This window comes from Sporosarcina sp. FSL K6-1540 (genome assembly GCF_038620285.1).
Classification (GTDB): Bacteria; Bacillota; Bacilli; order Bacillales_A; family Planococcaceae; genus Sporosarcina; species Sporosarcina psychrophila.
Genome location: NZ_CP152018.1, coordinates 3,710,661 through 3,725,133 on the forward strand (window position 1 = coordinate 3,710,661; position 14,473 = coordinate 3,725,133).

The 14,473-nt window shown below is 36.6% G+C and carries 12 protein-coding genes; 11 read left to right on the plus strand and 1 reads right to left on the minus strand.

What is annotated here, in order from left to right; translation table 11 throughout:
* Window positions 1-25 precede the first annotated feature (25 nt).
* From MKY15_RS17455 to MKY15_RS17470, 4 genes are all read left to right on the plus strand, one after another.
* Window positions 26-994, plus strand: a complete 969-nt coding sequence (locus tag MKY15_RS17455) for a sugar phosphate isomerase/epimerase (protein WP_338652526.1) — start codon at window positions 26-28, stop codon at window positions 992-994.
* A 102-nt stretch (window positions 995-1,096) separates the two neighbouring features.
* Entirely contained in the window at window positions 1,097-1,963 is an 867-nt protein-coding gene (locus MKY15_RS17460; protein WP_338652525.1) for a sugar phosphate isomerase/epimerase family protein, read from the plus strand.
* A gap of 183 nt (window positions 1,964-2,146) precedes the next feature.
* Window positions 2,147-2,338: a hypothetical protein gene (locus tag MKY15_RS17465; RefSeq protein ID WP_187047605.1), complete on the plus strand. Its 192-nt coding sequence runs from the start codon at window positions 2,147-2,149 to the stop codon at window positions 2,336-2,338.
* A gap of 129 nt (window positions 2,339-2,467) precedes the next feature.
* A complete protein-coding gene (locus tag MKY15_RS17470; protein ID WP_342538107.1) occupies window positions 2,468-3,451 on the plus strand; it encodes a Gfo/Idh/MocA family oxidoreductase in 984 nt (327 codons plus the stop codon).
* Window positions 3,452-3,769: 318 nt separating this feature from the next.
* Here MKY15_RS17470 and MKY15_RS17475 read toward each other — a convergent pair whose 3' ends face one another.
* Window positions 3,770-4,636: a Cof-type HAD-IIB family hydrolase gene (locus MKY15_RS17475; RefSeq protein ID WP_342538109.1), complete on the minus strand. Its 867-nt coding sequence runs from the start codon at window positions 4,634-4,636 to the stop codon at window positions 3,770-3,772.
* A 715-nt stretch (window positions 4,637-5,351) separates the two neighbouring features.
* Here MKY15_RS17475 and MKY15_RS17480 point away from each other — a divergent pair.
* The 7 genes from MKY15_RS17480 to MKY15_RS17510 all read left to right on the plus strand — a co-directional run bounded on the left by MKY15_RS17480 (window position 5,352) and on the right by MKY15_RS17510 (window position 14,454).
* Window positions 5,352-6,512: an ROK family transcriptional regulator gene (locus MKY15_RS17480; protein WP_338652523.1), complete on the plus strand. Its 1,161-nt coding sequence runs from the start codon at window positions 5,352-5,354 to the stop codon at window positions 6,510-6,512.
* A 629-nt stretch (window positions 6,513-7,141) separates the two neighbouring features.
* Window positions 7,142-8,839 (plus strand): peptide ABC transporter substrate-binding protein, encoded by a 1,698-nt coding sequence (locus MKY15_RS17485; protein ID WP_342538110.1) that lies wholly within the window; start codon window positions 7,142-7,144, stop codon window positions 8,837-8,839.
* 240 nt (window positions 8,840-9,079) lie between these two features.
* Window positions 9,080-9,979 (plus strand): ROK family protein, encoded by a 900-nt coding sequence (locus MKY15_RS17490; RefSeq protein ID WP_342539780.1) that lies wholly within the window; start codon window positions 9,080-9,082, stop codon window positions 9,977-9,979.
* 115 nt (window positions 9,980-10,094) lie between these two features.
* Window positions 10,095-11,357: an ABC transporter substrate-binding protein gene (locus MKY15_RS17495; RefSeq protein ID WP_342538111.1), complete on the plus strand. Its 1,263-nt coding sequence runs from the start codon at window positions 10,095-10,097 to the stop codon at window positions 11,355-11,357.
* A 235-nt stretch (window positions 11,358-11,592) separates the two neighbouring features.
* Window positions 11,593-12,330 (plus strand): sugar ABC transporter permease, encoded by a 738-nt coding sequence (locus tag MKY15_RS17500; protein ID WP_255428655.1) that lies wholly within the window; start codon window positions 11,593-11,595, stop codon window positions 12,328-12,330.
* 33 nt (window positions 12,331-12,363) lie between these two features.
* Window positions 12,364-13,176 carry a carbohydrate ABC transporter permease gene (locus MKY15_RS17505; protein ID WP_187047864.1) on the plus strand — a complete coding sequence of 271 codons (813 nt, stop codon included), beginning with the start codon at window positions 12,364-12,366 and terminating at the stop codon, window positions 13,174-13,176.
* A 21-nt stretch (window positions 13,177-13,197) separates the two neighbouring features.
* Window positions 13,198-14,454 (plus strand): Gfo/Idh/MocA family oxidoreductase, encoded by a 1,257-nt coding sequence (locus MKY15_RS17510; protein ID WP_338652519.1) that lies wholly within the window; start codon window positions 13,198-13,200, stop codon window positions 14,452-14,454.
* Window positions 14,455-14,473 lie beyond the last annotated feature (19 nt).

Here is a 14,473-nt window from a genome sequence, read left to right on the forward strand (position 1 = left end):
ACTAAAATTGGGAGGGAAAATAATTATGAAATTAGGAGTCTTTGCAGTACTATTTGCGGGGAAAACATTTGAAGAAATGCTAGATTATGTGCAAATAGCTGGATTGCACGGGGTAGAGATTGGTACAGGTGGATATCCAGGTAATGCCCATTGTAATTTAGATGAATTACTTGGGAGTGAAGATAAAAGAAAAGAATATATTGATCACGTGCATTCACGTGGTTTAACCATTAGTGCGTTTAGTTGTCATGATAATCCTGTTTCGCCCAATAAAGAAATTGCCCGAAATGCACATGAGACATTTACCAAAACGGTAAGATTGGCAAAATTATTAGATGTGCCTGTTGTTAATACCTTTTCTGGGACACCCGGGTCTCATCCAGATTCGAAATATTCAAATTGGCCAATATCTCCATGGCCATCGGAATATTCCGATATTTATAAATGGCAATGGGAAGAAAAGTTGATTCCTTATTGGAAAGAACAGGGTAAATTTGCCGAAGATCATGGTGTAAAGATTGGCTTAGAGTTACATGGTGGGTTTTCAGTTCATACACCATACACGATGCTGAAATTGAGAGATGCTACAAACAATTCTATCGGTGCTAACTTGGATCCGAGTCATCTCTGGTGGCAGGGTATTGATCCAGTAGCAGCGATTAAGATTTTGGGTAAAGAAAATGCAATTCATCATTTCCATGCAAAAGATACCTTTATTGACCAGGAAAATGTAAACATGCACGGATTAACTGATATGCAGTCTTATGGAGAGGTACAAAGTCGAGCATGGACATTCAGGTCTGTTGGATGTGGACATAGTATTCAAGAGTGGTCAGATATGATGAGTGCTCTGCGAACATATGGGTATGATTATGTTGTGAGCATTGAACATGAGGATCCATTGATGTCGATTGAAGAAGGATTTTCGCGCGCAGTAAAGAATTTGAAGTCAGTCTTAATTGAAGAGCAACCTACTGATATGTGGTGGGCATAGAATATTATATCGCAAGCATTATTTTTGACTAAAGATTTAACTAACATATACCAAAATTTCTAGACTAGCCCCGCTATACTACTATAGAAGGAGATGCTTATTATGAAAGTTGGTTTAAGTTCTTACAGTCTATATGGAATATTGAAAAGTAAGGAAATGTCAATTATTGAGGCGATCCAATGGGTAGCTGATCAGGGGGGAGAGCATATTGAAATTGTCCCGAATCTTGGTTTTAAACTTGAAGATAATCCAGCATTAGTTGATGCTATTCGAGAGAAAGCTAGTGTTGTTGGGATTGATATTTCTAATTATGCGATTGGAGCTAATTTTATCACAGAAGGTGAAGAAGCTTTTCAAACAGAAATTGAGCGAGTTAAAAAAGAAGTAGATATTGCTAATCGTCTTGGGGTAAAATTCATGCGCCATGATGTAGCGTCACTACCTATTTCCGACTCAACAATCAAACAATTCGAATCTGACTTACCTAAGCTAACAAAAGCTTGTCAAATAGTTGCAGATTATGCTGGGAAATATGGAATTACAACTAGTGTAGAAAATCATGGCTTTTTTATTCAAGCAAGTGATCGAGTACAGTCGTTAATAAATCATGTAAATCGTTCTAACTTTAAAACAACATTAGATGTTGGGAACTTTATGTGTGTAGATGAAGATCCAGTATCTGCTGTTAAGAAAAACATCTCATATGCATCTGTAGTACATATCAAGGACTTTTATCTGAGACAAGCACATCTTTATCCTGGAGAAGGCTGGATGCAAACAACATCAGGTAATTATTTAAGAGGTTCAATTGTGGGTCATGGGGATATTAATATGAGAGAAGTTATCAAAGTTATTAAAGAGTCAGGTTTTAACGGCTATATATCAGTTGAATTTGAAGGAATAGAAGAGTGTAAACAAGCTTCGAAAATGGGTATGGATAATGTACGTCGTTTATGGGACGAAGCTTGAATAGAACAGTGGATAAAGCAATAGAAGATCATTGAGAGTTCAGTTGGAAATGTTAAGAAAAGTATTGTAGGTACTGCTCCTGTAATTAGTCAATGCAAGAAGGGATTGTGAGTCGTAAAACTTCACCGAATGACATTCTATTGAAATAACTTAGTTTGTTAAAGTAATAGAAGAGAGTGAATTTTGAGGTGTATCAAAAATAAAACAAATTGTTTAAGCTCATTGGCAGATGTGTCAGCAGATAAGGAAATTTTTGATCTACCTATTCATAAAGCTTCTGCTCATTTAAATGAAACAAGGTTAGAAATGCTGGTTGTTAGAGTGGAAATAATTGAATTGCTAGAAGCAGCGCCATACGAGAAAAAGGCCATTTAACAAGCCAGCCAGTGGCGCCACAGTTCAATCAATTCAAACTTGCCATAACGCAGAAAATCCCTAATTCGATTTCCGCTAAACCAGTGATTACTATAGAAGGAATAAAATCAAGTTAATGGGGGAGTTATATTGACTATAAATGTAGGGATTATTGGAACAGGTTACTTCAGCATATTCCATGCAAAGATTTTATCGGGTTTAGCAGGTGTCAAAATAACAGCTATATATGGGACAAGTATAGAAAAAGCGGAGTCAATGGCATCAAAGTTTACGCATGCGAGAGGGTATAACAATTTGGAAGGTATGCTGGACGCCATTCACTTGGATGCTGTCTATATTTGTGTCCCGCCAATGGCACATGGAGAGATAGAACTGGAATTAATTAAGCGAGGAATTCCGTTTTTTGTGGAGAAACCATTGAGTCAAGACAATGAAACACCTTTAACTATATTTACGGAGATCAAACAAAAGTCTTTGCTTACATCAGTAGGCTATCATTATCGCTATAGTGATTCGATTTCGCATTTAAAAAGTATACTAAATGACCAGAATATCGGTATTGTCCTTGGGCAGTATATGGGGAGTATGCCAAAAGTGCCGTGGTGGCGAAATCAAGCTAGTTCCGGGGGACAATTTATCGAACAGACAACGCATATTGTCGATTTACTTCGCTATATTTGTGGGGAAGTCGAAGAAGTTTATGCGGTATTTGGTAGCCAGATTCTTTCTACGCAAGACGAATCTGTCACAGTTGCGGATGTAGGAACGGTAACCATGAAACTACGTAATGGGATTGTAGCTAATATATCGAATACTTGTATACTCCCAGAAAGCGTTGGGAAATCGGGAATCACCTTATTTACAAATCAAGGAATGGTAGATTGGTCACCCAAACGTTTAGAGATTAAGATGAAAGGGTCTACAGCAGACTATATCGACACGGTTAATCCTTATCAAACAGAAAATGAAGTATTTATCAATGCAGTACGCACAGGTGACCCATCTAGAATTTTGTCAGACTACGGAGATGCTTATAAGACGCATAAAGTAACCACGGCTGCGTTAGAATCGGCAATAAAAGGATCACCTGTGAAATTGAGCAATGCATTTTGAGTTAAAAAATAGATGATTGCTATGTATCGATAAAAAACAACAAAGAAACTCCTCTATAATTAGATAGACAATCGAAGAGGGGGATTTTGATAGATAAAGGAACTATAAGTTTTTCGATATGGAACAGTGTCTATGTCCATCTGTCGGCTTCTTCGAGTTGCCTAAGAATTGATGGCAATGGACAAGATTGCCCTTTCCATCAATTCCTCCAGCGCTTTCGCAATAAGGAGCGATTGAACGGCATCCCTCCTTATTGCGAAAGGATGTCGTGAACTAAGGCTACGTTCAAATATAACGGTGCCTTACGACTTACTTAATTTAAAGTTGACGTTGCAGAATAGCTTCAATTGCTAATCCAACACCATCATGTTCATTTGTTGTTGTGATTTCAGTGCAAGCAGCTTTAATTGCTGCTGGAGCATTACCCATAGCAACAGCGCGTCCTGCACGTACCATCATTGATAAATCATTATAGCTATCACCGATTACCATAACATTTTCCATTGAAATCCCTTTACTCTTGGCGTATTTTTCAACTGCTATTCCTTTTTGTGCATTGATATTTGTAATCTCGAGGTTTCCCGCTCCAGATGAACTGATAGCAAGTCCAGGCAACAACTGAAGTGCTTCTCTAGCTTTATCCAAATTCAGTCTATTAAAGGACGTTCCAAATACTTTATATATTTCACTTCCACGTTGGTTTATCAGCTCTTTGTAAGAATCAACTTGGCGGATATAACCTTGTTCTACTCTATCCATTACTTCTTGTCGAATTTTATCTACGACGGGGATCTGGTTAGCTGCCTCAGCAAGTTGAATGAAAGTATCGATTTGATCTTCAATACTATTAATATAAATGAGCGTATCAATATATAATTGATAATCGATTGTGTGAGTATCCAAAATAGATGTGATTTTTGTGATGTCATTTTCGACTATATGGGTTGCGGAAACCAATTCCCCAAACGCATCTCTAATTTCTGCGCCATTAAGACAAATGTATGAAAGATTCAATCCACTATCCCTAACAGGACCATAGGCTTCTGAGAAACCTCTTCCAGTAGCGATTACAACCTCAATTCCATTTGACTGCGCAGCTAAAATTGCTTGTTTGTTTCTAGTACTGATGCTGTGGTCAGGGCTTAATATTGTTCCATCCATATCAATTGCAATTAGGTGTATCATAATTGTCCCCTTTCTTATACATAGAGACTGATAATACCAATGAATGCGATAAATATCAACTTGCCTGTTCGACAGAGTTTTTCTTGTCCTAGCGAAATAATTATTATCAAAATTAAGAAGCTTCCAATGGAATGATTGAAAATGCCCGACAATGAATTCATGAATTAGTATGGAATCTATAGTGAATCTAAATAAGCCAACTTAACGGGTGATTTTGAGATAACCATTTATGAATTTTTTGCAAACTATGTTCGTCTGTAGGAAAATGGAAATTGTGCAAAGAATCACTGGGGAAGCTCGTCAATCGATATGGAATTTGTCTAATGCCAGCAGACACTAGTTCTATATTTGATTTATAGAAAAGAGATTACATTGCTCAGTATTTGGGCGAAAAGTAGGGCGGTTTAGCTCGAATTCATGCGGCCAAAGGCAATTGGAAAAACCTCGAAGAAAAATTGAACTTTTCACACTCAAACAATACTGTCTGTCTATTCTACTAAAGAGATAAGTGATAGTATTAATGCTAATGAGCGATTCGTGTAATGATAATAATGGTTAGCCTTTCGAGCATAAATTGAGAAGCTATTAAATATCAACTAGTTAAAGCGGTTTCCTGTCATGAAAAAACGATTTGATTGGTATTATAGATTAATGTGTTAGAAGTAAAATAGGGATGTTATTTATCTATAAATCTATAATAATAGGAGGCTTTAATATGCGGCAAGGCACATTCCAGTGGATGAAATCAGTAAACAAGTCCATTATATTAAATAAAATAAGGACGGACGCACCCATCTCTAGAGCGCAAATTGCTAAAGAGACTAAATTAACGCCGCCTACGGTTAGTAGTAATGTGAAAGAGTTGATTGAGCAAGGGCTTGTAAAAGAAAGTAAGCTTGGTGAGTCTCAAGGTGGCCGTAAGCCAACGATGCTCTTAATCAATAACCAAGAATTTTATGTAGTAGGAGTAGACGCGGGACCGGAAATGATAGAGTGTATCCTCACCGATTTGTCGGGAAAAATTTTGAATCGGACTTTAAGTAAGTTGACTACACCACTAACAAACAACCAATTTCTCATTATTTTAAAAGACTGTATTCACAATTGTATAAAAGACATACCCTCAACTAGTAAAAAAATTATTGGTATAGGTATAGCTATGCATGGAGTTGTGGACGTGGAAACTGGTACATCATTGTTTGCTCCTATTTTAAGTCTGACAAATGTTCCGATTAAAGAAGAATTGGAAAAAGAATTTGAACTAGAAGTTAAAGTAGAAAATGATGCACGCGCAATGGCGTTAGGCGAATCTTGGTTTGGAGATCACGGTGAATTAACGAGTATGTTAGTTGTGAATATTGGACGGGGTGTCGGCGCGGGCCTGATCATTGATGGGAATTTATACCACGGGGCACAAGATATTGCAGGTGAAGTGGGACATATGACTATCGATTTGAACGGAGAAATTTGTGAATGTGGTAATCGGGGTTGTTTGCAAACGTTCACAACGGGTCCCGCGATTGCTAGGCGAGCAATGAAGAGCATATCCCAAGAACTTATCACTGCAGAGGAAGTCTATGAATTAGCTATTAGGGGTAATGAAGAGTTTGTGACGTTATTAAAAGAAACTGGAAGAGTTATTGGGATAGGTTTAACAAATTTAATACATATCATTAATCCGCAAAAAATTGTACTTGGTGGTGGGGTAACAAAAGCAAAAGAATTTATTTTACCAGTCATACTAAAAACGATTGAAGAATGTGCATTGACACCACGGGCAAAGCAGACTGAAGTAACCATAACTAAACTGGGGGATGATGCAACACTTATAGGTGCTGTGTCTTTACTTTTAGTTGACGTATTTGACCCAAATTGAATATACAATTTAACTAGAATATAACGTATAGCGGTTAGCTTAGCTAGTAAATTTAAATGAAAGAAGTGCAAGAAAACACTCAAATTACTACGTTGTTAAGCCGTTAAAGTAAATTTGAGCTAGATAAGTATCTGGTACTCATTTAATAGTTATTGAAGAAGTATGCTAATCTCTTATGTCCTTAGCGACATAAGGGATTTTTTCATGAGAGCATTTACATGCAAATATTTTTTGTATTCTGTATAGACGGAATAATACATGTATGTTATTATTGGAAAAACGTTAAGTAAATATTTTACTTACTATATTTACTAAAGGTTTACTTAAATGCGGAAGATTATTTATTGAGCAGCTAAAAAGAATGTGTGGTGAAATATATTTTGGTTGCAGATGGTCACACTCATGCGAATTGAACGCTATAAAAATACAGAAATTCGGCGGCAAGTGATTTTGTAGGTATGGAAAAATATGAGAACGAGTAATGAAACGTATTGTACAGATTTATAATTGGTTTCTCTAAAGTACTCTGTTCTTGTGCATTGCGAAGTGCCAAAAAGGCATGTTTACTTGTTTGAGTTATTTAAAAAATAATATACCAGTTTGAGAGATATGTAGAGGAGGTAATCGATTTGAAGAATTATAAAACTGTTTGGATTATTAGTATGATTCTCGTACTTAGTGTGTTATTAGCAGCGTGTGGTGACGTAAAAGAAAGCGCTGACATTGTTGATGGAGTAGAAAAAGAGGCGGCAGAAGAATCATTAAAAGATGTATCACAAGTTCTGAACTTGATTGAAGTAGCGGAAATTGCATCTGCTGACTCAGCAATTGCTGAAGACGCAATAAGCACTAAGGTACTCAATAACGTAATGGAAGGACTATACCGTGTGAATCAGGAAGGATTACTAACGCCAGCTATGGCTGAAGCGGAGCCTGAAATCAGTGCAGATGGAATGACGTATACGTTCAAAATTCGTGACGCACAATGGTCCAATGGAACACCTGTAACTGCGCATGACTTCGTATATGCGTGGCAACGTGCTATCGATCCTGACATGGCTTCACCTTACGGACCGTATTTGATGGCGGGCATGATTGAAAATGCGACTGAAATCGGAGAAGGTGAGATGGAAGTAGCAGACCTTGGTATTAAGGCAGAAGACGATAAAACGCTTGTTGTTCAACTGGAACGCCCAGTTGCTTACTTCCTATCTCTTACTGCTTTTGCGACATTTTTACCACTTAACGAAGAATTCGTAACTGCCCAAGGTGACAAATATGCTGCTAGCTCTGATGCAATGATTTATAATGGTCCATTCTCATTGGGAGATTGGGACGGTACAGGTAGCTGGAAATACGTTAAAAATAACACGTATTGGGATGCTGCTACTGTAAAACTCGATGAAATCATTGTTGATATTATTAAAGAAACAGCTACGGCAGTAAAATTATATGAACAAGGTAAGAAAGATCGTGTAGTACTGACTGCTGAGTATGCAATGCAATATGCCGATGATCCAAACATTATCAATGAGGTTGAAACGGCTGTATTCTATTTCAAAATGAACCAAATGCGTGATGGTAAACCAACGCTGCTTGCCAACGCTGACATTCGTAAAGCGATTGCAAGAGCATTCAATAAAGAAGAACTTGCAGAAGTGGTCTTAGCGAATGGTGCTGAAGCTGCTAACTTCCTCGTAGCAAATGACTTCGTGCTCGATGAAAACGGTAAAGACTTCCGTGATTACAGTAAGGATTTCACTGTTTACGATGTTAAAGAAGCTCAAGCTTTTTGGGAAAAAGGACTAAAAGCACTCGGGACAGATAACGTAACAATCGAGCTTCTTGGTGGAGACGCTGAAAGCTCTAAGAAACAACAAGAGTGGTTCAAGTCGGAACTTGAAAGAAATCTACCAGGTTTAACAATCAAACTAAAAGAAGTTCCTTCGGCAGTGCGTCTGGAACTTGATGATACTAGTGATTATGATATCCAAGCAACAGGGTGGGGCCCTGACTTCCAGGATCCAATTTCATTTATGGAATTGTTTGTAACGGGAAGCCCGCAGAATAAAATGGGTTACACAAACCCAGCATATGACGCACTAATTGAATCTACAAAAACAACTTATGCTAATGATCCAATCAAACGTTTTGAAGTATTTGCGGAAGCTGAAAAAATTCTACTTGAAGATGATGCAGCAATTGCGCCGACGTATCAACGCGGAGGAATGTTTCTTAGGAATCCAGCTGTAAAAGGGATTGCTATCAATCCCTTCGGAAGCGATTTCAGTTATAAGTGGATGTATATCGAAGCGGCCGGGAAGTAAGGAGCGTAAAATAATTCTTTTACTCATTTCCTTGTAATAGTAACTTGAGGAGCGTCTTAGTTTTTGGCAACAGTTGTAGTGTAGTTTTTGTGGAGGGGATTATTTAATACTAACACTCTATATAGACAGAATAATGAGTGTCTGTTAGTATGAAAAACATTAGTAATAGTTTTACTTGTAATTTTACTTGGTTTCAAAGTCAGATAGAAAAGTAGATGAAGAGATTGTGTGGTGAATTATGTGGCATATGCATTGGGTGTTGATATTGGTGGTACAAAAATTGCGACCGTGATAATTGATCAATATGGAGAAATATATAAACGTTCAGAAGTTGCAAGTGATCCATCAGATAAAGAAAAGATGTTTGAGCAGGTCATTAAAAGTATTGAAATGGTGTTAGAAGGTTCAAAAATACATCTTAAAGACATCAAAGGTATGGGGGTTGGTGTACCAGGAAAAATAGATCGTGAGAATGGGATTGCGGTTTTTCAAAACAATTTACCTTGGAGGGACTTTCCAATTGTAAGTCGGTTGCAAGATTACTTTTCTTTTCAAAACATTGTAATCGATAATGATGTATATATGGCTACATTTGCAGAATGGAAAGTATCAGATACAAATAAACAGGATACATTTGTATATTTAACAATTAGTACAGGAATTTCCTGCGCTATTATTCATCAAGGCTCGTTTATGCGCGGGAATGGTTTTGCGGGTGAACTTGGTTTGTTTCCAGTTTTGGCAGGGGCATCATTAAATGGAATCGAAAACTTGGAAAAGTCAGCATCTGGCCCTGCTATAAAAAAAATTGCGGGAAAGCGATTTAATAATCCAAATCTAACAACAGGCGAATTTTTCTCGAAATATGAAGAGAATGATGAAGATGCAATAGTATTAATGAATGAAGTCGTCGGATCTTTAGCACATGGTATTTATTCAATTATATGTTTGTTAGATCCACACAGGATTGTACTTGGTGGTGGAGTTATTAATAACAATACTCTTTTATTAAATTTAATAAAAGAGTCATTGAAACAATATTTAATCCCTGAACAACAACATATCCTAGAACGCTTATTTATAAGTAAATTAAAAGGAGATTCAGGGATTGTTGGTGCAGGTTTAAAAGGGATTGAGTAGTTAATTAGCAACTATAGAAAGGGGAGCGATAAAGTATTGGGAAGTATATTTTAGCGGATTTAGTAATGTTTAAGTCGAAAAGGGAATGAAATATGGGGAAAAGGGGTTTTTAAAAATGAGGAAAATTGTAGGATTACTTTTTGGTCTATTTTTACTCGTTATTCTTGGAGCTTGTGGAAGTAATAGCGAAGATGCTAAAGCTGATAATGAAATAACTTTGTGGTATTGGAACAGAGGACTTGATGAAAGTGTTTTGGAGAAAGTGAAAGAAGAGTTCCCGGAAGTTGAGTTTAAAGCTCAGAAGTTACCACCAGGCGGTGATTATAAAACGAAATTGAGTTCTTTATTAGCATCTAAAAATAGTGATGATGCGCCTGATATGGTTTTAATGAACATCTGGGTTTCGGAGTTTTTACCCCATGCTGATCGATTTGTAAATTTATATGATTATGGTGGGGAAGAAATTGAAGAAATATATCCTAAATGGAAAACAAGTCAAGCTATCACTGGTGATGGAAAGACTATGATAGCGGTCCCAGTTGATACATCTCCAACAGGTTTCTTCTATAGAGAAGATGTTTTCTCACAAGCAGGAATAGCTAATTCACCAGAAGAATTATCAAAGAAAATGAGTACATGGGATGGCTATGTGGATGTGTTAACAGCACTTAAAGATAAAACAGACGGATATGCTGTTTCTTCAATTAAAGACGCTTTTTCTGGTCAAGTTAATAAACTAGATCAGCGCGTCTTTGATGAAGAGGACAACTTTATTGGTGACCAAAAACATATTAAAGAAATTTGGGATAAAGTAATTGAATTAAATGAAAAAGGACTTGTTTTTGGTAATATCGAAGAACAGTCACAAGAGTGGAATGCGGCAATTAATAATGATGAACTTGTTGGTTATGATGGACCAGTTTGGGCAAAGGACATACTAATTGATGCAACGCCGGATACTGCAGGTAAGTGGAAGGTTTCCAGATCACCAGTTAGTGATGGAAATGATGGTGGGTCATTCCTAGCAGTATTAAATTCATCGAAAAATCCTAAAGTAAGTGCAGAAATCGCTAAATTTATTAATTCGACTGATAATCAAGTTACTTCATATAAAAATTTGAGTTTATTTCCAGCAGAAATAAAAGCATTAGAGAGTGATGAGATTAATCATGACGAAGAGTTCTTTGGCGGTCAAAACACAACGGAAATATTTGCTGAATCTGCTAAAAATGTAAAAGAAGCATATAGAGGACCTAAAGAATCTATTGTGTTTACAGCGTTTAGGGACGAATTAGATTTAGTTAAAATAAAAAATAAAGATCCTGAAAAAGCGTGGAAAGATGCTCTCGCTAAAATAGAACGGGACCTCGGTCTGTAATATTTAATAGGGGGAATAGCCATTCCTCCTATTAAAATATAAATTCAGGTGGTGAGTTAAAATCGGGATTAACAATAGTCAAGTAATTAAAAAAGATACATGGAAAGAAATAAAGAAGAATAAAGGAGCCTATTTACTAATATCACCATTTTTCTTGATTTTTTTAGTATTTGGTGTATTCCCACTTTTATTCTCTATTTACCTTGCACTGTCTAGTTGGGACGGAATAGGAACGATGGAATTTGTAGGGTTACGAAACTTCGAATTTCTAGTTAAGGACTCCCTATTTTGGAAGTCGATTGCAAATACACTTATCATTTGGTTTTTATCAACACTACCTATGATAATTTTAGCTCTAGTTATTGCATTTTTGTTAAATTCAGCGTTTGTTAAGTTTAGTGGATTCTATAAGACTTTGTATTTCCTACCAAACGTAACAGCAATTGTAGCTGTTGCAATCGTTTTCAGTGTAATATTCGCACCAAGTTATGGGTTAATAAACTATTTTGTTACCTTACTTGGATTTGAAGCCATTGATTGGCATAATAATTCGGCTGGGGTGAAACTAGCTATTTCCGCTATGATTATTTGGAGATGGACAGGATATAATGCGATTATTTTTCTTGCTGGTTTACAAAAGATATCCGGTGATTTATATGAAGCTGCTAGAATTGATGGGGCAAATTCATTTGAAATTTTTACTAAGATAACAATACCATTATTAAAACCAGTTCTATTATTCGTTGTAATTACTTCTACTATTGGTGGAATGCAGACCTTTGTAGAGCCACAACTACTCGTAGGTAATTCTGGAGGAGCTGGGGGAGAAGGGTTAACAATCGTTTTATACCTTTATCAACAAGCGTTTGTGAAAAACCTTTATGGTTATGGTTCAGCAATCGCAATCGGGTTATTTGTAATAATAATGCTATTTTCATTGATTAACTGGAAGGTTATACAACGAAAAAGTTGATAAAGATAAAAGAGGTGAAATAATTTGACTAAAATGAAGAAAATAGTATTACATGCAAGTTTAACCTTAGGAGTTATTATATCAATATTTCCATTCTATTGGTTAATAGTTATGGCAACGAATGATTCAAGTGCAAGTTTTAAATTTCCACCTGTTTGGACATTTGGAGATCAACTCTTTGTAAATATCCAAAAGGTGTTTGCAGAAGTTGACTTTTTAAAATCAATTGCTAATACAATTCTTGTTTCAACGATATCAACAGTATTAGTTTTGTTCTTTAGTTCATTAGCAGGATTTGTTTTCGCTAAATTTGATTTTCCTGGTAAGAACAAACTATTTGTATTTACGCTTGCTACGATGATGATTCCGGCTCAACTATCTCTAATTCCAATGTTTATTATGATGCAACAATTTGGTTGGATTGATAGTTATAAAGCTTTAATAATTCCGGGACTTGTTAGTGCGTTTGGGATATTTTGGGTCAAGCAGTATGCTGAGGGAGCAATTCATGACGATCTATTGAATGCAGCGAGAATCGATGGTTGTGGTATTTTCAGGATGTACTGGAGTATTGCATTGCCAGTTCTAAGGCCAGCATTAGCCTTTTTAGGGATATTTACTTTTATGGGTGTATGGAACGACTACCTATGGCCGCTAATTGTATTGAATGACCCCTCTAAATACACATTAATGGTCGCTTTAGCAAATTTAAAAGGATTACATCAAACAGATGTTGCAGCTGTTATGACTGGAACATTACTAGGGACATTACCGCTGATTATATTATTCTTAATTGTAAGTAGACAATTTATTTCGGATATTGCAGCAGGAGCAGTTAAAGATTAAAAAAAGAAGGATGAGTAGACTTTGAAAAAGACAAAAGCTGTATTAATTGGTGCCGGTGACAGGGGAGCTAAAGCGTACGCTCCTTATGCCAACGATTATCCACACGAATTAGAATTTGTAGCTGTTGCTGAGCTAAATCCTGAGAGAAGAAAGGCGTTCGCACAACAGTACTCACTTTTAGAAAACCAATGTTATGCCACGTGGGAAGAGATGCTAGAAGCTGACATCGATGCAGATATAGCTTTCATCTGTACATTGGATAGGGAACATTATGAACCTACAGTAAGAGCAATCGAAAAAGGATACCATGTTTTACTAGAAAAACCTATGTCACCTGATCCTAAAGAGTGTATTTCCATGGTGGAGATTGCAAAGAAACATGATAAACTGCTAACGATTTGCCATGTTCTTAGGTATACACCATTTTGGCAAAAAATCAAAAGTATCATCGATGAAGGGAAGATAGGGGACATTGTTTCGATTCAATTGAATGAAAATGTCGAAGTTATGCATATGTCACACAGTTTTGTACGGGGAAACTGGAATAATAGTGATATATCTAGTCCAATGATTTTACAAAAGTCATGTCATGATATGGACATCTTAATGTATTTGATGGATCAGAAATGTAAGCATGTCAGTTCCTTCGGATCGTTGATGCATTTTAAGGAATCAAATGCGCCTAAAGACGGCCCTTTACGTTGTTTGGATGGATGTCCTATCGAAAACGACTGCGCATTTCATGCTGGGAAATATTATTTAGGTGAAGGTAAAGGTTGGGCGAAAAAGTTTACAACAGATCATTCGCGAGAAGGTATTATTCATGCGTTAAATACAACGTCATATGGAAAATGTGTCTATCGATCGGATAATAATGTTGTCGATCATCAAGTAGTCAATCTGGAATTTGAAAATGGGGCTACAGCTACTTTTAGTATGTGTGGATTCACAAGAGAGCAAACGAGGATTGTACAAATCATGGGCACAAAAGGTGAAATTAGAGGGAAAATGGATGAAAACTTGATATCTGTATTTGATTTCCTAACAAAAAATGAAACAATTACGAAATTGAATGAACCAAGTAGTGGCCATGGTGGTGGCGATGAAGCCATTGTTAGAGACTTTTTACAAGAAGCAAGAAACTACGATGGAAATGAAAGCAAATCATCCGCTGCTGTATCACTTGAAAGTCATTTATTAGCATTTGGGGCCGAAGCTTCAAGGCGACAAAATGGTAAAGTCATTCATATTGCTAATTTTGCTAACGAAGCTCTCTAACTAAAAAATAAAGGGGTTG